The following is a 21,448-nucleotide window of genomic DNA, read 5'->3' as shown; positions in this document are numbered from 1 at the left end:
GCTTACGGCTGGTAGCGGATGTCAGCGTCGACGCTGCTGCCGCCGGCCTTGCCGTCCTTGCCCAGGCTGATCAGCTCATACGCCTGGCCTTCGCCCGGTGCGCGGTACTCCAGCGCGTGGCCCCACGGGTCGTTGAGGTCGGCGGGCTTGGCATACGGGCCCAGCCAGCCACCGACGCCGGCCGGTGCGGTCACCAGGTCATTGAGCGAGGCAGGCAGCTTGCCGGTGTCGATCTGGTAGTTGTCGACCTTGGAGGCAACGGTCTGCACCTGCGCCTTGGCGATGTTGGCCTTGCCACGGTCGGCGCCGCCGAGCACGCGGCTGGCGACCAGGGTCAGCACCGCGCCGATCAGCACGATGACGATGATGATCTCCAGCAGGCTCATGCCCGACTGGTGGCGTGCGGCAGTGAAGGAAAGGCGGATCGGTCGACGGGAAGCAATCATGGTCGGTCCTTTCAGGTACGGGATGTCGGGGTTGCGAAGGAGGCCATCGTCAGCCGATGGCGTTGGTGAGGTCGTACAACGGCACCAGCACGGCCACGATCACCGCGCCGACCACCGAGGCCAGCACCAGGGTGATCGCCGGCACCATCGCCGCCAGCAGGCGGTCGATGCGGCGGGCACTGTCCTGTTCGAAAGTATCAGCCGCTTTCAGCAGCATGGTATCGAGCGCGCCGGACTCCTCGCCGACCTGGATCATCTGCAGCGCCAACCGGGGAAAGCGCTTGCCACGCGACAGCGCCAGCGACAGGCCGGTGCCGTTCTTGACCTCGTCGGCGGCGGTTTCCAGATCGGCCGCCAGCGCGCGGTTGCCGAGTACGTTGCGGGCGATGCCCAGCGCCGCCAGCAGCGGCACGCCGTTGCGCAGCAGTGTCCCCAGGGTGCGCGCCAGCCGCGCGGTTTCCAGTTCGCCCAGCAGGCGGCCGATGCCGCGGCGCTGCAGCAGCCAGCCATCCAGCGCCAGCCGGAACGCGGGCTGCCGCGCTTTGCGTTCGAACAACAGCAGCAGCACGCCCGGCACCACCAGCAGCAGCACCCACCAGTCGCGTACGAACAGGCCCAGCTGCAGCACCAGGTTGGTGAACCACGGCAACGCCACGTCCAGGCTTTCATACATCTGTGCGAATTGCGGCACCACATAGCCCAGCAGGAACAGCAGCGCGCCGCCCACCACCACCAGCAGGATCGCCGGGTAGACCAGCGCGTTGATCACCTTGCCCTGCAGCGCACGGCTGCGTTCGAGGTAATCGGCCAGGCGCTGCAACGTGTCGTGCAGGCTGCCACCGGCTTCGCCAGCGCGCACCATGTTCACGTACAGGCGCGAGAACAGGCCGTGCTGGCGTTCCAGCGCGGTCGACAGCGGCGCGCCACCGCGCACCACGTCGCGGATGTCGGTGATCGCGCGGCGCGAGCGCTCGTCTTCGGGCAGGCTGAGCAGGATCGACAGCGCGCGGTCCAACGGTTGACCGGCACCGAGCAGCGTCGCCAGCTGCTGGGTGAACTGCAGCAGTGCCGCGCCCTGCAGCGGACGCTGGCGGAACAGGCCGCGCAGGCTGCTGCCGCCAACCGCCCCGCCGTCGGCCAGCTGCGTTTCCATCGGCAGATGGCCCTGGTCCTGCAGGCGCGCGACCAGCTCGGCCTCGCTGGCCGCTTCCATCTGTCCGTCGAAGATCTCGCCGTGCGTATTGAGCGCCTTGTAACGGTAGTTCGGCATGTCAGCGTCGTCCCTGCGCGCGCATCAGCCTTCCTCGGTCACGCGCAGGACTTCCTCAAGGGTCGTCTGCCCGCTCAGGGCCTTGCTCAGGCCGTCCTCGTACATGGTGCGCATGCCGGCTTCACGGGCGATGCGTTCGATCTCGCCCATGCCATCACGACGCATCACCGCACGCCGCAGCGCGTCGTTCATCACCAGGAATTCCATGATGGTGGTGCGCCCCAGGTAGCCGGTCGGCGCCAGTGCCGACGGCTTCGGCCGGTACAGGTGGATCGTTCCCTGCGGCTGCAGGCGACGCAGGTCGAAGCGCTCGATCTCTTCCGGCGAGGCTTCGTAGCGCTCGGCGTGGGTCGGCTCCAGCCGGCGCACCAGGCGCTGGGCGAGGATGCCGTTGATGGTGGAGGTGAGCAGATAGTCTTCCACGCCCATGTCGAGCAGGCGGGTGATGCCGCCCGCGGCATTGTTGGTATGCAGCGTGGACAGCACCAGGTGGCCGGTCAATGCCGACTGGATCGCGATGCGCGCGGTTTCCAGGTCGCGCATTTCGCCGATCATGATGATGTCCGGATCCTGGCGCACGATGCTGCGCAGGGCATTGGCGAAATCCAGCCCGATCTGCGGCTTGGCCTGGATCTGGTTGATGCCTTCGATCTGGTATTCGACCGGATCTTCAACGGTGATGATCTTGACGTCGGCGGTGTTGAGCTGGCTCAGCGCGGTGTACAGCGTGGTGGTCTTGCCCGACCCGGTCGGCCCGGTCACCAGCAGGATGCCGTGCGGCTGTTCCAGTACCTTGCGGAACTGCGGCAGGAAGGCATCGGTGAAGCCCAGCCGGTGGAAATCGAACACCACCGTCTCGCGATCAAGCAGACGCATCACCACACTTTCGCCATGCGCGGTGGGCACCGTGCTGACACGCAGGTCCAGTTCCTTGCCCTGCACGCGCAGCATGATGCGGCCATCCTGCGGCAGGCGGCGCTCGGCGATGTTGAGCCGGGCCATGATCTTGATCCGGCTGATCACCGCAGCAGTCAGGTTGGCCGGCGGGCTCTCGCCTTCGACCAGCACGCCATCGACGCGGTAACGCACTTTCAGCCGGTTTTCGAAAGGCTCGACGTGGATGTCCGAGGCGCGCAGTTCGACCGCGCGCTGGATCACCAGGTTGACCAGGCGGATCACCGGCGCTTCCGAGGCGAGATCGCGCAGGTGCTCGATATCGTCCACTGCACCGCCTTCGCCATCGGCGGTTTCCACGATCGCCCCCATCGCGCTGCGGCCTTGGCCGAACCAGCGCTCGACCAGATCATCGATCTCCGCGCGCATGCCCAGCAGCGGTGTGACCGGCACACCCAGTGCCAACTGCACGGCCTGCTGCGGATAAGGATCGTGGGCGTCGGCCAGCCACAGCTGCACGCCGTGTTCATCCAGCGCCAGCGGGCATACATGGAACTGTTTCAGGAAGCGCAGCGACAGCGGCAGGCCTTCGGCCAGTGCCTGCGGCGGCGATTCAGGCAGCTGCCGTCCTTCCAGCAGCGGCAGGCCCAGCACATCGGCGCTGGCCTGCGCCTGGTCACGTTCGGACACCAGTCCCAGCCGTACCAGCAGGCCAAGCAGGCTGCCACCGGACTCGGCATGCAGCGGCCGCGCACGCGCCAGATCTCCTTCCTTGAGCCGACCACGTGCCAGCAGCGCATCGAGGATGCGGCCTTCAGTGTCGTCGATGGCGGTGGCAGCGAGCGCGTTCACGTGACTCTCCTGTCGATCGTCCCGACTTTAGCAGTTAAGCCGTGGTTTCCACCCGCTCCGATTCCTCTTTCGTAAAAAGACGAAGCCCGTCACACAGGTGACGGGCCGCGCTTATTCATTTACGACAGCCCGTTATTACTGGGTCGCCAGGATGCTCACCCCGCTGTAAGCGGCCTCACCCACCACCTTGATGTAGTAGGTACCGGCCACCGGCTTGGCCACGCGCACGGTTTCGGTATTGCCCGGGCGGGTCGACTTGGCATCGTTGTCGGTCGCGGTGGGCACGCGACCCTGCGCCAGGTACACCGACACATTGCCGCTGCCGCCGTAGGTCAGCACGCTCAGCGTCTTGCCGGCCGCCGCTTCGAAGGTGTAGACGGTTTCGCTGGCGGCTGCACCGGCCAAGCCACCCACGGTCACCTTGTTGGTCAGCGGAATGCCTTCCGGCTCGCAGTTCTCGGTGCACGGCTCCTTCAGCGCGGCATCCAGCGCGGCCTTGGCATCGAGGATGCCGCTGCCGATCGGGGTCGCCGCCGGGATGGTCACCGGGAACTTGCGCGCGCTCTGCTTCAGCAGCGTTTCCAGTGCGGCCGGGGCCAACGGCTCCTTGCCCTTGGCGATCAACGCGCTCTGCACCATCGCGGCCACCGCGGCAACGTGCGGCGAGGACATCGACGTGCCGCCCTTGCCCATCAGCACCCACTCACCGGCGTCCGGGGTGGTTTCCGAACTGGAACCGACCTGCCAGATGTAGCCGTTCGGGTTGCCGTCGACGCTGCCGCCACCGCCCGGGGCCGACAGGTCAACCGCGGTGCCGTAGTTGGAGTAATAGGTGATGCCACCGGTGACACGGGTCGCACCCACCGCCACCACGTTGTTGCAGCTGGCCGGACGGTACTTGGAGGCGTTGTCGGTTTCGTTGCCGGCCGCGACCACCACCAGAGTGCCGCGCGACACGGCGCCGTTGATCGCGTCCTGGTAGGCGGCATCGCAGGCGCCGCCACCGCCCAGGCTCATGTTGATGATCTCGGCCGGGTTGGTGTTGGCCGGAATGCCCGGCACGGTACCACCGGAGGCCCAGGTGATGGCGTCACTGATGTCGGCCAGGGTGCCGCCGCACTTGCCCAGCACGCGCACCGGCAGCACCTTGGCCTTGTAGGCCAGGCCCGCCAGCGCGCTGCCATTGTTGGTCACCTCGGCAATGGTGCCGGCAACGTGCGTGCCGTGCCAGGAACTGCCTTCCGGTTCGGAGCCGGTATAGCACTCGTTGGCCGTTTCCACCCAGTCACCGTAGTCGGTGGCGCCCGGTGCGCGGCCGTCGTTCGGGCGGCGCGAGGATTCCTTGTCACTGATGAAGTCGTAGCCTTCCAGCAGGTTGCTGCCGAAGTCCGGCACGCCCGGCAGGATGCCGGTATCGAGCACGGCGACCACGATGCCCTCGCCCTGCGAGAGGTCCCACGCGGCCGGGGCGTTCACACCACCGGTGGCGTTGAAGAAGTTCCACTGGTACTGCGCGTAGTTGGGGTCGTTGGGCACCAGTGCCGGCTGCGCGTTGGTGGCACGCAGGTCCGAACGCTGCAGGCGCACGTTGGCCACCGCGTACTGCACCGACGGATCGGCATTCAGTTCAGCCAGCACCTTCTGCATGTCGGCCGCGCCCAGCTTGGACTTCAGGCGGATCAGGTCGCCACCGGCACCGAGCTTGCGCTCCACCAGGGGGGAGAGTGCCGCAGCACGGCTGGTGGTGCCGCTGCTGACGATGGCACGCGACAGTGCCGACTGCACCACCGACAGCTTGGTCGAACGATCGCTGGCGGCAGCAGTGCCGTTGCGGTACTTCACGATGATGCCGTCCACGCTCTGCTGGGCAGTGCTGGCCACGCGCGCCGGTTCCTTGGCCACGCCCGGCTTTGCCGCATGCGCCGCACCGACGCCGACAGTCAGAGACAGCATGGCGGCAGCCAGCACATTGATGCGAAGGGTCTGCTTCTTGGTCACGTTCGAAATCCTCTTCAAGGTAATGGTTGAGCTTTCCTTCTCCGCCCGTTGCACGGACGGAGCTCACTACGGCCATCACTCCCTGCGACTGCCCTGGCTGGCCCACCAGGGTTGCCGTGCCACGCCCCTTTGGCGCTCACTGCTCGACGTGCCGATGGAGTTGCCCACCGGCACGTTGTTGCGCACTTACCAGCCGAAGCCGGCACCAACGCCGACCGAGCTGTCATCACTGCTGAAGGCACCACCGATGGTGACCGTGGCGCGATCGCTGATCGCACGCTGGTAGCCCAGCGACATGGCCGACTCGCCGCCCTGGAAACCGATGCCGACGCCGACCCGGTTCTGGGTACGGATGCCGGCGGCGCTGGTGGCCATGTTGAGCATCGCCGAGCTCATCGCGCCCTGGCGGTCGATGCGGCGATCCATGTGGCGCAGGCGTCCATCCACTTCGCCCTTGAACACATCGAAGCTGTCGCTGACCGCCTGCACGCGGCTGTCGGTGTAGCTGTTGGCGGTGGTGATGCCACGATCCAGCTGGCCCTTGTTGACCGCGTCGGTTGCAGTGGTACCGGCGGCCACGTTGGTGACCTGGCGTTCGTTGCCCTCGCTGCCGACCGAGACGGTGTTGGCGCGATCGGCAACCGAGCCCTGGCCCAGTGCCACCGCATTGGCCGCCGTTGCACTCGCGCCCTGGCCGACAGCAGTGGACGATGCACCACTGGCCACAGCGCCATCACCCATCGCGACGGCGTTGATGCCACCGCCTGCGACCAGTGCCGGCTGCGCACTGCCTGCGCTGGCTGCAGTCGGAGTGCCCTGCACCCGCGCCGTGGTCGATCCGCCATCCGCCAGGCTCGCATCGGCGCTGGCCGACGCCGTGGCCGCGCTGGCCGCGTCGGCGTCCAGCGGAGCGGCCATCGAACGCAGGCTGGCCGCGCCGGAACGCGTACCGCTGGCGGTACGACGATCGATCTCACTGACCTTGCGGTCCAGTGCGCCCAGCGCGTCGCCGACGTTGCTGTAGGTGGAACCCTGGATCACGTAGTTCGGCGCAACGAACACGCCCTGCATGCCGACGCTGGCACCGCCGCCGAGGAAGCTGGCGGCATCGCTGAGCGACTGGAACAACTGCCCACCATTGATCGCCTGGCGGCTGCCGGAGGCGATGCTGCCGGCGCCGACGTTGTCGATGGTGGTGCCCTGGATACCGGCCAGGGTCAGGCGGTCACGGCTGGCATCGTCGTAGCCGACCGAACTGGCCGCGCTGGTTTCAACGGTGGCGATGCGCGAGTCGAAATCACCGACCCGGGTTTCCACCGCGCCCACGCGCTGGTTGGTGACGTTGAGCTGCGAACCGGTCACGGCGTCGCTGCTGCCGGCGGTGATGCGGCCATCGGCGACGTTGACGATGCGGCGCGTGGCAGGACCGGCGGTGCCGTTGCCGCCACCAACCGAGACCACGTTGGCCTCCAGGGCGCGTGCACCAGTGCCGAGGGCGACCGAGTTGGTCCCGGTGACGCCGCTGTTGGCACCCAGCGCAAGCGCGCCGCCACCAATGGCCGAGGCATTGGCACCCAGTGCGTTGCTGCGTGCACCGCCCGCATTGGCAGCCGAGCCGATGGCCACCGCGTCGGTGCCGCTGGCGGTTGCGGTGCCACTGCCGCTGGCGCGGAAGTGGCGGCTGGTGGCATCGGCGGTGGAGGCCACCGCATCCAGCTGGCCCTTGTTCACCGCATCGTTGGCCTGGGTACCGGCGGCCACGTTGGTCACCTGGCGGTTGATCGCGCTGTGGCTGACTCCGGCAGCATCGACCCACTCCTGCGCCGCACCCACCGATACCGCATTGGCACGGTCGGCCAGCGAACCTGCACCGAGCGCCACGCTGTTGTCGGCGTCTTTTGTGGTCCAGGTATTGCTGCCCAGCACGGTGGCATTGGTGGCCTGCGCATAGCTGTTGTAGCCGACCACGGTGGCACCGTCCTCGGTGGCCCATGCCTCGCTGCCGATCGCGGTGGTGTACTGGCCCGTGCCGACGCTGTTGGCGTCCTGTCCGGCCAGCGCGTTGAAGCCGACCGCCACGCCATTGAGCCCGGTGGTGGCATTGTTGCCCAGTGCGGTACCGAACTGGCCGGCGCGCGCCTGCACGCCGAAACCAGCACCGGCGATCTGCGCGACCGTGCCCTGGCCCACGGCTGTGGATACTTCGGCGGCCTGCGCGCCACTGCCCAGCGCGGTGCCGAAGAAGGCGGCCGTAGCGCCGGCGCCGTAGGCGGTGGACTGCCAGCCGTTGGCCGACGCGAAGTTGCCGACGGCGGTGGCTTCGCGACCATCAGCGGTTGCGCCATAACCGACGGCGGTTGCGGCCAGCCCGTTGGCCTGGGCGATGCCGCCGACGGCGACCGCACCGATGCCCTGCGCCTGGGACTGCGCACCGAGGGCCACACTGGCCGGGCCTGCGCTGCTGCTTTCCACGCCGATGGAAATCGCGCCACCGGCCGTGCTGCTGGCGCTGCTGCCGATCGCCACACCGTCTTCACCACTGGCCAGCGCATTGAAGCCGACGGCGGTGGCGTTGGCCGCGACTGCGGTGGCACCGCTGCCGAGCGCACTGGCGCCGTTGCCGATCGCATTGGCTGCTTCACCTGCGGCCAGCGCGTTGTCGCCTTCGACGTACGCGCCGGCATCGCTGTCGGCACTGCCGCTGGCCTGGAAGTGCTTGCTGGTCTTGTCGGCGACGCTGGCCACTGCATCCAGCTGGCCCTTGTTCACCGCATCGGTGGTCTCGGTACCAGCGGCAACGTGGGTGACCTGGCGTTCGTTGCCTGCGCTGCCGACGGCCACCGTGTTGGCACGGTCCGCCTTCGAGCCTGCGCCGAGGGCGACGCTGTTGGCAGCGCTGGCCGTAGCACTGGCACCCAGCGCGGTGCTGTCAGCCGCATCGGCCCACGCATTCCAACCAATCGCGGTGGCGTAGTCGTCGGTGGCCCAGGCACCGGCGCCGAACGCCGCTGCACCGGTACCGCTGGCACGCGACGGAATCAGGCCGAAGAAGGTGCTGCCACCGATGGCGACACTCTCTGCGCCACTGGCGTCGCTGGATTGACCGACGGCGACCGCACCGCTGCCTGCCGCTGCTGCACCGAAGCCGACAGCCGTGGTGTTGGCACCGGTCGCTGCCGAGCCGTAGCCCAGCGCAGTGCCGAGGCGGCCGCTGGCTTCGCTGTAGCCACCGATGGCGGTGGTGCCATCGGCCGAGGCCGCACTGCGGAAACCACTGGCCAGCGATTGCGCACCGCTGGCAACAGCCTCTGCACCGTTGGCCGTGCTGTAGACGCCGCTGGCCTGTGCCGCGGTGCCGGTGGCGGTAGCGCTGATACCACTGGCCACCGCGCCGTTGCCGAGGGCGGCACTGTCTGCGCCGGTGGCCTGTGCGTTGCTGCCGACCGCGGCCGCATTGCTGCCCGTGGCCAGCGAGTTGAAGCCCACGGCGGTCGCGTTGGCGGCCACGGCCGTGGCACCACTGCCGAGCGCGGTGGCGCCGGTGCCGATCGCATTGGCCGCTTCACCGGCAGCCAGTGCGTTGTCGCCTTCCACGTAGGCACCGGCATCACTGTCGGCGCTGCCGCTGGCCTGGAAGTACTTGCTGGTCTTGTCCGCCGTGGCAGCGACGGCATCGAGCTGGTTCTTGTTGACCGCATCGGTGCCTTCAGTGCCCGCGGCGACGTGGGTCACCTGGCGTTCGCTGCCGGCACTGCCGACGGCCACCGTGTTGTCACGGTCGGCCTTGGAGCCTGCGCCCAGGGCCACGCTGTTGGCACCGTTGGCGGTAGCGCTGGCACCCAGCGCGGTCGACTCGGCGCCATCGGCCCACGAGTTCCAGCCGATGGCGGTGGCATAGTCGTCGGTGGCCCAGGCACCGGCGCCGAACGCCGCTGCGCCGTAACCACTGGCACGCGACGGCACCAGGCCGAAGAAGGTGCTGCCACCGATGGCCACGCTCTCATCGCCGCTGGCTTCGCTGGAATCACCCATGGCCACCGAGCTGGCGCCCGACGCCGCAGCGAACACACCGGCAGCGGTGCTGTTGGCACCACTGGCGACGGTGCCGTAACCGAGCGCCGAGCCGAGTCGGCCACTGGCTTCGCTGTAGCCGCCTACTGCGGTGGTGCCGTCTGCAGAGGCTGCCGAACGGAAACCACTGGCCAGCGACTGCGCACCGCTGGCGACCGCCTCGGCACCGTTGGCGGTGCTGTACACCGCCGTCGCCTGCGCGCCTGCACCGGTCGCAGTGGTGCTGGTTTCGCTGGCCACCGCACCGCTGCCGAGGGCCGCGCTGTCTTCACCGGTCGCCTGCGCGTTGTTGCCCACTGCGGCCGCGTTGCCGCCGCTGGCCAGGCTGTTGAAGCCCACCGACGTGGCGTTCGCGGCTACCGCCGTTGCACCACTGCCGAGTGCGGTGGCGCCGGTGCCGATCGCATTGGCGGCCTCACCGGCAGCCAGCGCGCTGTCGCCTTCCACGTAGGCACCAGCATCGCTGTCGGTGCTGCCACTGGCCTGGAAGTACTTGCTGGTCTTGGCCCCTTCCGCCGCCACGGCGTCCAGCTGATCCTTGTTCACCGCGTCGGTACCCTGGGTACCCGCTGCCACGTTGGTGATCTGGCGGGTATTGCCGCCACCACCGACCGACACGGTGTTGTCGCGTTCGGCAATCGAATCGGCACCCAGCGCCACGCTGTTGGCACCGCGCGATTCCGCCGCATTGCCCAGCGCGGTGCTGTTGGTGCCCGGCGCATAGGCGCCGCCGCCGACCGCGGTGGAATAGTCGCCGGATGCTTCGGTCGCCAGCAGGCCGAACAACGAGCCACCGACGGCCACGGCATTGGTGCCGGTGGCCAGGCTGCCCTGGCCGGTGGCGGTGCTGTAGGCACCGGATGCTTCCGAATCGCCGCCGAGCGCCACGCTGTTGGAGCCAGAGGCGTTGGCGAAGTTGCCGAAGGCGGTGGCGTTGAATGCCGATGCGTTGGCGTAACCACCGATGGCCGTGCTGTAGCCGCCGGTCGCTTCGGCGCCGATGCCGAACGCCGCCGAAGCGGTGCCGCTGGCCACGCTTTCACTGCCGACCGCCGTGGCCGCCTCACCGCTGGCATTGCTGAAGTAACCTACCGCTACGGCTTCCTCGCCACTCGCCTCGGACAACACGCCGGTGGCGGTGCTGCCGGCGCCGCTGGCCACCGAGGCCGCACCGAAGGCCGCACTCTGCTCGCCACTGGCTTCGCTCTCGGCACCTTGTGCGGTGGCGTATTCGCCGGTCGCCTGCGCGTTGGCACCGATGGCGCTGGCATTGGCTGCAGTGGCCAGCGCATTGAAGCCGATGGCCTGTGCATTGCTGGCCAGCGCATTGGCGCCACTGCCCAGCGCGGTTGCACCGTTGCCGATGGCGTTGGCCGATTCACCGGCGGCCAGCGCGTTGTCACCTTCCACGTAGGCACCGGCATCGCTGTCGGCGCTGCCACTGGCCTGGAAGTACTTGCTGGTGGTCGCCGCACTGGCTGCAACCGCATCGAGCTGCGACTTGTTCACCGCATCGGTGGCCTGGGTACCGGCCGCCACACTGGTGATCTGCCGCTCGTTGCCGGCGCTGCCCACCGACACGCTGCGGTCGCGGCTGGCCACCGAACCGGCACCCAGCGCAACCGCGTTGTTGCCGCTGGCCGCACTGCCCGCGCCCAACGCAATCGCACTTTCACCGCCAGCCACCGTGTTGGTGCCGATGGCGATGCTGTTGATGCTGTTGCCCAGTGCCTGGAAGCCCAGCGCAACACTGTTGTCGCCGTAGCTGAAGGCGCCGCGGCCGACGGCGGTGGAACTGGTGCCGTTGGCCCAGCTGTTGTAGCCGATGGAGGTGGCACCGTTGGCACTGGCCCATGCCGCCGGACCGAACGCCGAAGCATTGCGGCCGGTGGCCCAGGCGCCGGCACCGAAGGCAGTAGCGCCCTCTTCGCTGGCGGTGCTGTAACCACCCACGGCGGTGCTGTCGTCGGACTTGGCGAAGGCGCTGTCACCGATGGCGACGGCATAGCTGCCGGTAGCGCGCGACTTGCCGCCTGCCGCGAAGCTGTTGTCGCCGGTGGCCTGTGCCGCATTGCCGAAGGCGCTGCTGCTGGCACCGGTCGCCTGCGCGGCATTGCCGACGGCGGTGGACCCGGCCGACGCGGTGGTGCCGATCTGCACCGGATTGCCCTGGTCATCCAGCAGCGGCTGGTTGTATTCGTCGTACGCCTGGCCGAGGCCACCCACGGCCACTGCACCGTCGCCATCGGCGAAGGTATTGCGGCCCAGTGCCACGCTGTCGGCGCCGATGGCCGCAGCGCCTGCACCCTGTGCCAACGCGCCGGCACCGATGGCGTTGCTGGCCGAACCCGCCGCCACCGCACCCTCGCCTTCTGCGTAGGCACCGGCATCGCTGCCGCTTTCCGGTTGCGCCTGGAAGAAGCGCGCGGTGGTGTCGGCGGTGCTGGCCACGGCGTCCAGCTGTGCCTTGTTCACTGCATCGGTGGCTTCGCTGCCGGCCGCCACGCTGGTGATCTGCCGCTCATTGCCAGCACTGCCGACCGCTACGCTGTTGGCGCGCACCGCTTCGGAATTCGCACCCAGTGCAACGCTGTTGGCACCGCGCGCGGTGGCGTAGTAGCCGACGGCGGTGCTCTGCGCGCCACTGGCCCAGGTCTGCGCACCCAGTGCGCTGGCGTTCTCGCCCGGTGCGTAGGCGAAGTAGCCCACGGCGACCGACTCGGCACCGGAGGCCTCGGTCAGGCTGCCATTGGCCACGGCGTGGTCACCGCTGGCAATCGCACCGGCACCGACGGCCGTGGCCGCTTCGCCACTGGCCTGGGTCTGCACGAAGAAGCCCAGGCCCGGGATCAGGTCGGCCGGACCACCGATGGCCACACTGCTGGTGCCGGTAGCGTTGCTCTGCGTACCGACGGCCGTGGAGTAGTCGCCGATGGCATTGGAGACCGCGCCGAACGCCGACGACTGCGCACCTGCCGCGTAGGCACCCACACCGTACGCCGAGGCAGCGAAACCGCCGGCATCGGCGCTGGCACCGACAGCGGTACCGCCGACCCCGGCACTGGTGGCACCGGTCTCTACCGGCACGCCACCACTGGTGATCAGCGGATTGCCATCGGCATCCACCGCGGCGCCGCCGACGGCGACGCTGCCCGGACCGACTGCCTGCGCGTTGTTGCCGAAGGCCGCACTGTTCTGGCCCGAGGCCAGCGCATTGTTGCCGACCGCAGTGGCGTTCTGCGCGACAGCGGTTGCACCTGCACCGACCGCGGTCGTGCCGTTGCCGATCGCATTGGCGGCTTCGCCAGCGGCGAGCGCGTCATCTCCCTCGGCCAATGCGCCGGCATCGCTGTTGCTGCTGCCGGTGGCCTGGAAGCGCTTGGCGGTGGTATCGGCTACTGCCGCCACGTCCTTCAACTGGCCAACGTTGACCGCATCGGTATCTTCGGTACCTGCGGCAACACTGGTGATCTGCCGGGTCAGGCCGTAGTCGACCGCGCCTACCGACACGGTATCCACGCGATCGGCCAGCGAGCCGGCGCCGAGCGCGACGCTGCCGGTGGCCACGGCGGCCGAATTGGAGCCCAGCGCGGTGCTGTACTCGCCCACTGCGGTGCTGAACGCACCGACGGCAATGGAGGCTTCGTTGGCGGCCGTCGCACCGCGGCCCAGCGAGGTGCTGCCCGGGCCCATCGCCACCGCGCCTGCACCGACCGCAGTTGCGCCGTCGGCGCTGGCTTCGGACAGCGCACCCAGTGCGGTGGCGGCGCCGTTCTCGCTGGCGGCCACGGCATGGGCACCGACGGCGGTATCGCCCAAGCCAAATGCGGCCGCGCTCTGCCCGACCACCACGCTGGCATCACCGAAGGCGAGCGCGTTCTGGCCGAAGGCACTGGCACCGACGCCCGCAGCAATCGCCTGGGTGCCGACCGCAGTGGTGGCGTTGGCAAGCGACTGGCTGCCGCTGCCGACCGCGATGGCGCCCTCGCCTTCGATCTTCGCCGCGTCGCTGTTGTCACCCGCGCCATCGGCCTTGAAGTAGCGGCTGCCCTCGGCCGCAGCCTGCGCAAGCGCAGCCTGCGTGGCGCGTGCCTGTGCATCCAGCTGCGCCTTGTTCACCGCATCGGTGGCGGCGGTACCGGCGGCGACGTTGGTCACCTGCCGTTCCTTGCCGGCATCACCGACAGAGACGGTGTTGGCGCGTGCTGCCTTGGAACCGGCGCCCAGCGCCACGCTGTTGGCGCCGGTGGCGCTGGTACCCGCGCCGATCGCCACCGCGTTGCTGCCCTTGGCGCTGGCAGTGCCATCGACCGCGCACTTGTCCACCACCTTGCTGTTGAGCACCACGCAGTTCGCGCTGCCGCCAATCTCGACCGACTGCGCCGAAGCGATGCCGGTCATGCCCAATCCCATTGCCAAGGCCAACGCTGCGGCCAGTCGTGCCGGCGCGGCATCCGTCGCACTGCGGCGCTGGTCGACGACCCCGCCTGATGAGCTGGAAGAGGCCAGTTCCGAGGCCACCACCAACTGACCCAATGCTTTGTTCCAGACCTTGCGATAAATCCGATTCATCGGTACGGCTCCTGATTGGACTGGTTTTGGGCAAAGCAACGCCACCGCCGAACCTTCGTGGTTCAACGTCCCCTGGGGGCGTTATTCGCGTGATTTACTGCGGGGTATTGCCGAACGGCGCGCAGGGACAGAAAACCGAGCGCATGCGCCGTGCGGTTACTGCGGGATGAACAGATTTGAAACGGGGGTCAAGTGTTAACGGCATCTTTGCGAATCGTCAAGACTTTGACGCAGCAAAAGCCATTGCCGTGAAGCAGTTCACTGTTTCACTTGTTTATGTACGTATTTTGTTAGGCGTACGTGAGGGAATCCTCACATATGAAAACGTATGTAACTGATGGTCAGCACAGGATTTTCCGTATTCAAAAAGAAAAACCCGCCGGTTTCCCGGCGGGTTTCCATACGCGATGGCATCGTCAGCTGCGCAACGCGTGTGCGATCAGCCGCACCACACCCGCGCGTTGCGGAACATGCGCATCCACGGTGAATCGCCCTGCCACTCGGCCGGGGCCCAGCTCAGGTTGAGCGCGCGCGGGGTGCGCTCCGGGTGCGGCATCATGATGGTCACCCGGCCGTCGGTGCTGGTCAGGCCGGTGATGCCGTCGGGCGAGCCGTTCGGATTCAGCGGGTACTGGCTGGCGACGTTGCCGTTGCCATCGATGTAGCGCAGCGCGACGCGGGCCGTGGCCTGGTCGACGGCGTTGTCGAACACCGCCTGGCCTTCGCCATGCGCCACCGCCACCGGCAGCCGCGAACCGGCCATGCCACGCAGCAGGATCGACGGCGACTCCACCACCTCCAGCAGCGCGGTGCGGGCTTCGAACTGCTCGCTGGCGTTGCGGCGGAACTGCGGCCAGTGTTCGGCACCGGGGATGATGTCCTTCAGCTGGCTCATCATCTGGCAGCCGTTGCACACGCCCAGGGCGAAGCTGTCCTCGCGCGCGAAGAACGCGGCGAAGGCATCGCGCAGCGCAGTGCGCTCGAGGATCGAGGTCGCCCAGCCACGGCCGGCACCGAGCACGTCGCCGTAGCTGAAGCCGCCGCAGGCGACCAGGCCGGTGAAGTCCTGCAGCGCCACGCGGCCTTCGATGAGGTCGCTCATGTGCACGTCGAATGCTCGGAAGCCGGCACGTTCGAAGGCGTTGGCCATCTCGATCTGGCCGTTGACGCCCTGTTCGCGCAGGATCGCAACGCGCGGACGCGCCCCGGTCTGCACGAACGGTGCGGCGACATCCTCATTGAGGTCGAAGCTCAGCTTCGGCTTCAGGCCCGGCGCGGTGAAGGCGCGGGCGATCTCGCGCTCGGCATCGGCGTTGGCCGGATTGTCGCGGCGCTTCTGCATGGCGTGGGTCACCGACCACCAGGCATCAAACAACGCTTCCCAGCGCCATTCGGCCAGCGAGTCACCGCCCAGCGACACCCGCACCACCGGCGCGGTGGTCGGCTTGGCGATGCGCTGTGCGCACTCGGTCAGCGCGTGGCGCTCGACCAGGTCGGCGAACGCGGCGCGGTCTTCGCGGGCGATCTGCACCACCGCGCCCAGCTCTTCATTGAACAGGCTGCGGAACGGATCATCGCCCCAGGCGTCGAGGGTGATGTCCAAGCCCAGGCGCGAGGTGAAGGCCATTTCGCACAGCGCGGCGAACGCACCACCGTCGCTGCGGTCGTGGTACGCGCGCAGCAGGCCGGCCTGGCGTGCATCGCGGATCAGCTCGAAGAAGCCACGCAGGCGCTGCGGGTCGTCCAGGTCCGGGGCGGCGCCGGCGAACGCCGGCAGGTCGCCATGGTCGGCGTGCACCTGGGCCAGGATCGAACCGCCCAGGCGCTGCTTGCCGGCACCGAGGCCGATCAACCACAGCTCGCTGTCGATATCGCGGTCCAGCAGCGGGGTCAGCTGCTGGCGTGCATCGGTCACCGGCGCGAACGCGGTAATCACCAGCGACACCGGCGACACGCTCTTGTGCGCCTCGCCCTGGTCGTGCCACTGCGCCTGCATCGACAGCGAGTCCTTGCCCACCGGGATGCTGATGTCCAGCTGCGGGCACAGTTCCATGCCCACCGCCTTCACCGCGTCGTACAGCAGCGCGTCTTCGCCCGGGTGGCCGGCAGCGGCCATCCAGTTCGCCGACAACTTGATTTCATCCAGCGCATCGACCGGGGCCGCGCACAGGTTGGTCAGTGCTTCGCCCACGGCCATGCGGGCCGAGGCAGCCGCGTCCAGCAGCGCCAGCGGCGTGCGTTCGCCCAGGGCCATCGCCTCGCCGGCCACGCCGTCGAAATCGGCCAGGGTGATCGCCACGTCGGCCACCGGCAGCTGCCACGGGCCGACCATCTGCTCGCGCGCGGTCAGGCCGCCCACGCTGCGGTCACCGATGGTGACCAGGAAGTTCTTGGAGGCCACCGTCGGGTGCGCGAGCACGCGCAGACCGGCTTCCTGCAGGTCCAGGCCAGCGGTCTTCAGCGCCGGCCAGCGCGGTGCCGGCGGGTGCGCGGTATCACGGTGCATCTTCGGCGGCTTGCCGAACAGCACGTCCATCGGCAGGTTGATCGGCGCGTCGGCCGGAATGTTGCCCGGCACGGCGCCATAGGCCACCACCAGGTGTTCGGCTGCGGTGGCGACACCGACCGCAGCGAACGGGCAGCGCTCACGTGCGCACAGCGCGGCGAATTCGGCCAGGCGCTCCTGCGCCACGCCGAGCACGTAGCGCTCCTGCGACTCGTTGCACCACAGCTGCATCGGCGACAGCGACGGATCGTCGGTGGGCACCTTGCCCAGGTCGATGATGCCGCCCACGCCGGAATCGTGCAGCAGTTCGGGAATGGCATTGGACAGGCCACCGGCACCGACGTCATGGAAGAACTTGATCGGGTTGTTGGTCCCCATCGCCACGCAGCGGTCGATGACCTCCTGGCAGCGACGCTCCATTTCCGGGTTGTCACGCTGCACGCTGGCGAAGTCCAGGTCCTCGGCGCTTTCACCGGAGGCGACCGAACTGGCGGCACCGCCGCCAAGGCCGATCAGCATCGCCGGGCCGCCGAGCACGATCACGGCATCGCCGTCCTGCAGCAGGATCTTGTCGACCTGCACGCGATCGATGGCACCGAGGCCACCGGCCAGCATGATCGGCTTGTCGTAGGCGCGCACCAGGTCGGCGCCTTCCGGCAGTTCGAAGCTGCGGAAGTAGCCGAGCAGGGCCGGCCGACCAAATTCATTGTTGAACGCAGCGCCGCCCAGCGGGCCGTCGGTCATGATCTCCAGCGCCGGCGCCATGCGCGGGTTCAGCGCGCGCGGCGCTTCCCACGGCTGCGGCAGCTCGGGAATGCGCAGGTGCGAGACCGAGAAACCGCTCAGGCCGGCCTTCGGCTTGCCGCCACGACCGGTTGCACCTTCATCGCGGATTTCGCCACCGGCACCGGTCGAGGCGCCCGGGAACGGCGCGATCGCGGTCGGGTGGTTGTGCGTTTCCACCTTGATCTGGAACGCGCTGGGCACCTGCGGTTCGCGGCGGTACTCGCCGCTGGCCGGGTCCGGACGATAGCGCGAGGCCGGATGGCCTTCGATCACCGCCGCGTTGTCGCTGTACGCGCTGAGCGTGTGCTGCGGCGTCTGCTGGTGGGTGTTCTTGATCATCCGGAACAGCGAGCGGTCCTGCTCCTGGCCGTCGATGGTCCAGCTGGCATTGAAGATCTTGTGCCGGCAGTGCTCGGAATTGGCCTGCGCGAACATCATCAGTTCCACGTCCGACGGCGACCGGCCCAGCGCGGTGAAGCGTTCGCGCAGGTAGTCGATCTCGTCCTGCGCCATGGCCAGGCCGAGGCGCTGGTTGGCGGCCTCCAGCTGGTCCACCGGCACGCGCTCCAGTTCGCCACGGGCCGGGGTCGAGAACAGGGACTGGCCCTGGTCGACGGTTTCCAGCACCGACTGCGTCATCGGGTCGTGCAGCACCTTGACCAGTGCCTGCTGGGCGGCAGCGTCTGTCGGCCAGCCCTGTACGTCGATGCGCAGGCCACGCTCGACCCGGCTCACCGGCTGGCCGGCACCGCGGACCAGTTCGCTGGCCTTGCTCGACCACGGCGACAGCGTGCCCAGGCGCGGCACCACGATGCGGCTGACCGCACCGTCCGCGACCGCCTCGGACTGCGGGCGGGCTTCCAGGATGCGGCACAGGGTATCGACGTCGGGGGCGGCAGTGCCCTCGGCCTGCACGAAGTAGACGTGCCAGGCACCGCTGATGCGCAGGGAGGGAGCGATGGACTGCAGGCGGGATTCAAGACGTTCGCGGCGGAACGGCGACAGGGCGGGCGCGCCCTCGAGGACCATCATGTCCGGGGAACCGTAGTTGGGAAACGGGCCCGACATTGTACCGGAAGCGGGGGTAGGCTTCGGCCGGGCGGCGCCCGGCACCCGCAGAGGCCAGAGCCAGAGCCGAAGCAACGGCAACGGCAACGGCCAAAGCAAAAGCTGGGTTGCTGTGGGCTGGGTGGGGCGGTGTGGGCCAGCAGGACACGCCGTAAACCCATCCATGGGGGCTCGATGGCGCCCTCCATGGCGCCAACGGTCCTGCTGGCCCACACCACCCCACCCTCGACAGTTTCCTGCTGCTGTAGGTAGGTGTCGACCTTGGTCGACACGGTAGATCCACGCCATGCGAGGATGCTTGCAATCAAACGCCTGAGAGCGAAGCGATCGGCGTTTGATTTTGATTTTTTGTTCGTCTTTCGTGGCTGGCCGCGCAGGAAATTGTCCGTGGCCGGGTGGGTGGGCTGCGCAGGGGCGTAAGCGCCATGGATGGCGCGCCCGAGCCTACAGGGACGTATTCACGGCGCCCCCTGCGCAGCCCACCCACCCGGCCAACCCCCAGAAATCCGCTGTAAACGACCAACCCCAACCACGAGGGGGCTCCGCCGATGGCTGCCGACCGCGCGCCAGCGCCGCGCTCGCCCAAATCCCCGAACCATGCGCTCGCTCACGGATTGACCACGCAATTGATGACAACGTTGTCCCCACCTGGCGCCGGACTCTCTCCCCGGCCCACCAGGTACCTCCGTCCGCCCCCTCCGTCGCCTTCCCGGGCGATGTCCGGACCCTGCGTTACGTGCGGCGCCGTCGTGGCCCGTGCGCCAACCATCGATCGGAGACACACCATGTACGACCCGCTTGTGCAGAGTGCCGATGTACGCAGTGCCCACCCTTCCCTTCAACGCTGTCGCCCGCGCCGTCTGGCCTGGCTGCTGGCCCTGGCCGGGGCGGTTGCCCTGCCCGGCCTGGCCCAGGCCGCCAGCTGTGCCGGCGTGGCCGAATGGGACCAGGCCAAGATCTACCGGAGTGGCGATACCCTGCAGAAAGGAGGCGTCCTCTACCGGGCGAACCAGGACATCTGGAACGCGCCGCCGGACCATCCGGCCGGAGCGCCCTACTACACCAACCTCGGCGCCTGCGACGGCGGCGGGGTCAACCAGCCGCCGGTGGTCAGCCTGACCTCGCCGGCCAACGGCGCCACCTTCAGCGCCGGCAGCACGGTCAACGTGACCGCCAATGCCAGTGATGCGGACGGCAGCGTCAGCAAGGTCGAGTTCTTCCGCGATGGCAGCTCGCTGGGCGTCGACACCAGCGCGCCCTACAGCGCCAGCTGGACCAACGCCAGCGCCGGCAGCCACACCCTGCGCGCGGTCGCCACCGACAACAACAACGCCACCGCCAGCACCGCGACCATCACCATCACCGTCAACGCGGCCAGTGGCGATACCACCGCGCCCAGCGTGCCCGGCGGCCTGGCCGTGGGTACCCGCACTGCCAACAGCATCGCGCTGAGCTGGAGCCCGTCCACCGACAACACCGGCGGCAGCGGCCTGGCCGGCTACGACGTGTACCGCAACGGCAGCCTGGTCGGTTCACCGTCCAGCGCCAGCTATGTCGATGGTGGGCTGACTGCCTCCACCAGCTACAGCTACCGCGTGCGCGCCCGTGACAACGCCGGCAATGCCTCCGCGCAGGGCACGGCGGTGACCGCCAGCACCCTGGCCGGCGATGGCGGCACCACCGGCAAGCGGGTCATCGGTTACTTCACCCAGTGGGGCATCTATGGCCGCAACTACCGAGTCAAGAACATCGACAGCAGCGGTTCGGCCGCGCGCCTGACCCACATCAACTACGCCTTCGGCAACGTGCGCAACAACCGCTGCGAAGTGGGCATCACCCAGGCGTCGGATCCGAACAGCGGTGCCGGTGGCGATGCCTTCGCCGACTACACCAAGGCCTTCGGTGCCGGCGAAAGCGTGAGTGGCAGCGCCGACACGTGGGACCAGCCGCTGCGCGGCAACTGGAACCAGCTCAAGCAGCTCAAGGCCAAGTACCCGGGCATGAAGGTGCTGATCTCGCTGGGTGGCTGGACCTGGTCGCGTGGCTTCTCCAGCGCGGCGCAGCCGGCCAACCGCCAGGCCTTCGTCGCCTCGTGCATCGACGCCTACATCAAGGGCAACCTGCCGGTGACCGACGGTGCCGGTGGCCCGGGGGCGGCGCTGGGGGTGTTCGATGGCATCGACATCGACTGGGAATACCCGGTGGCCTGCGGTATCGCCTGCGGCACGCCCGAGGACAACGCCAACTTCACCGCGCTGATGGCCGAATTCCGCCGCCAGCTCGATGCGGTGCGTCCGGGCCTGCTGCTGACGGTGGCGGTCGGCGCCGGCATCGACAAGATCCGCGTCACCGACCCGGCCGCATACCACCCGTACCTGGACTACATCAACGTGATGACCTACGACTTCCACGGCGCGTGGGATGCGAAGACCAATCACCAGTCGGCGCTGTTCGATTCGCCGAATGATCCGTCCACCGGCGACCAGAAGCTGTACAACAGCAACGACGCCATCGAGGCCTTCATCAGCCGCGGCGTGCCTGCCGCCAAGCTCAACCTGGGCATCGGCTACTACGGGCGTGGCTGGACCGGCGTGGCCAACGCCAACAACGGCCTGTACCAGACCGCCACCGGTGCGGCGCCGGGCACCTACGAGGCCGGCATCGAAGACTGGAAGGTGCTGAAGAACCTGGCGTGGCCGGGCTACACCGACAACACCGCCGGTGCCACCTGGATCTACAACGGCAGCACGCTGTGGAGCTTCGATACCCCGGCCAACATCACCCGCAAGATGGGCTACGTGAAGACCCAGGGACTGGGCGGTGCGTTTGTCTGGGAGTTCAGCGGCGACGATGCGCAGGGCACGCTGACCAAGGCGGTCAGTGATGGCCTGAAGTAAGCAGACAACCGGGGATGCGACAGGCATCCCCGGTTTCCCACCTGTAGCGCCGAGCCCATGCTCGGCTGATGTGTCCGCAGCCGAGCAT

Annotated in this window: 7 protein-coding genes; 1 reads left to right on the top strand and 6 read right to left on the bottom strand. The window is 68.4% G+C overall.

The window, feature by feature from the left end; translation table 11 throughout:
• Window positions 1-2: 2 nt before the first annotated feature.
• From gspG to purL, 6 genes are all read right to left on the bottom strand, one after another.
• The gene (gene gspG / locus AC13GI_RS13370; RefSeq protein ID WP_032951922.1) at window positions 3-446 is read right to left on the bottom strand and encodes a type II secretion system major pseudopilin GspG; all 444 of its coding nucleotides are present in this window, start codon (window positions 444-446) and stop codon (window positions 3-5) included.
• Window positions 447-495: 49 nt separating this feature from the next.
• Window positions 496-1,716: a type II secretion system protein XpsF gene (xpsF, locus tag AC13GI_RS13365; protein ID WP_089238681.1), complete on the bottom strand. Its 1,221-nt coding sequence runs from the start codon at window positions 1,714-1,716 to the stop codon at window positions 496-498.
• A gap of 24 nt (window positions 1,717-1,740) precedes the next feature.
• On the bottom strand, window positions 1,741-3,462 hold the full coding sequence (gene gspE, locus AC13GI_RS13360) for a type II secretion system ATPase GspE (RefSeq protein ID WP_099820353.1): 1,722 nt from the start codon (window positions 3,460-3,462) through the stop codon (window positions 1,741-1,743).
• A gap of 135 nt (window positions 3,463-3,597) precedes the next feature.
• Window positions 3,598-5,460: a S8 family peptidase gene (locus tag AC13GI_RS13355; protein WP_099820417.1), complete on the bottom strand. Its 1,863-nt coding sequence runs from the start codon at window positions 5,458-5,460 to the stop codon at window positions 3,598-3,600.
• Window positions 5,461-5,646: 186 nt separating this feature from the next.
• A complete protein-coding gene (locus tag AC13GI_RS13350) occupies window positions 5,647-14,103 on the bottom strand; it encodes an ESPR-type extended signal peptide-containing protein (protein ID WP_482996547.1) in 8,457 nt (2,818 codons plus the stop codon).
• Window positions 14,104-14,542: 439 nt separating this feature from the next.
• Complete coding sequence (gene purL / locus AC13GI_RS13345) at window positions 14,543-18,427, bottom strand: phosphoribosylformylglycinamidine synthase (protein WP_482996546.1); 3,885 nt, start codon at window positions 18,425-18,427, stop codon at window positions 14,543-14,545.
• Between the two features lie 821 nt (window positions 18,428-19,248).
• Between purL and AC13GI_RS13340 the strand changes: the two genes are divergently transcribed.
• A complete protein-coding gene (locus AC13GI_RS13340) occupies window positions 19,249-21,360 on the top strand; it encodes a glycosyl hydrolase family 18 protein (RefSeq protein WP_482996545.1) in 2,112 nt (703 codons plus the stop codon).
• Window positions 21,361-21,448: the final 88 nt, after the last annotated feature.

Source organism: Stenotrophomonas sp. 82F1, from assembly GCF_056861525.1.
Note: the sequence above shows the minus strand (reverse complement) of the source record. Positions and strands in the feature narration are given on the sequence as shown.

Bases quoted from the DNA above. Each gene is read 5' to 3' on its own strand.
- gspG (WP_032951922.1), bottom strand. From the start codon at position 446: ATGATTGCTTCCCGTCGACCGATCCGCCTTTCCTTCACTGCCGCACGC.
- xpsF (WP_089238681.1), bottom strand. From the start codon at position 1,716: ATGCCGAACTACCGTTACAAGGCGCTCAATACGCACGGCGAGATCTTC.
- AC13GI_RS13350 (WP_482996547.1), bottom strand. From the start codon at position 14,103: ATGAATCGGATTTATCGCAAGGTCTGGAACAAAGCATTGGGTCAGTTG.
- purL (WP_482996546.1), bottom strand. From the start codon at position 18,427: ATGATGGTCCTCGAGGGCGCGCCCGCCCTGTCGCCGTTCCGCCGCGAA.
- AC13GI_RS13340 (WP_482996545.1), top strand. From the start codon at position 19,249: ATGTACGACCCGCTTGTGCAGAGTGCCGATGTACGCAGTGCCCACCCT.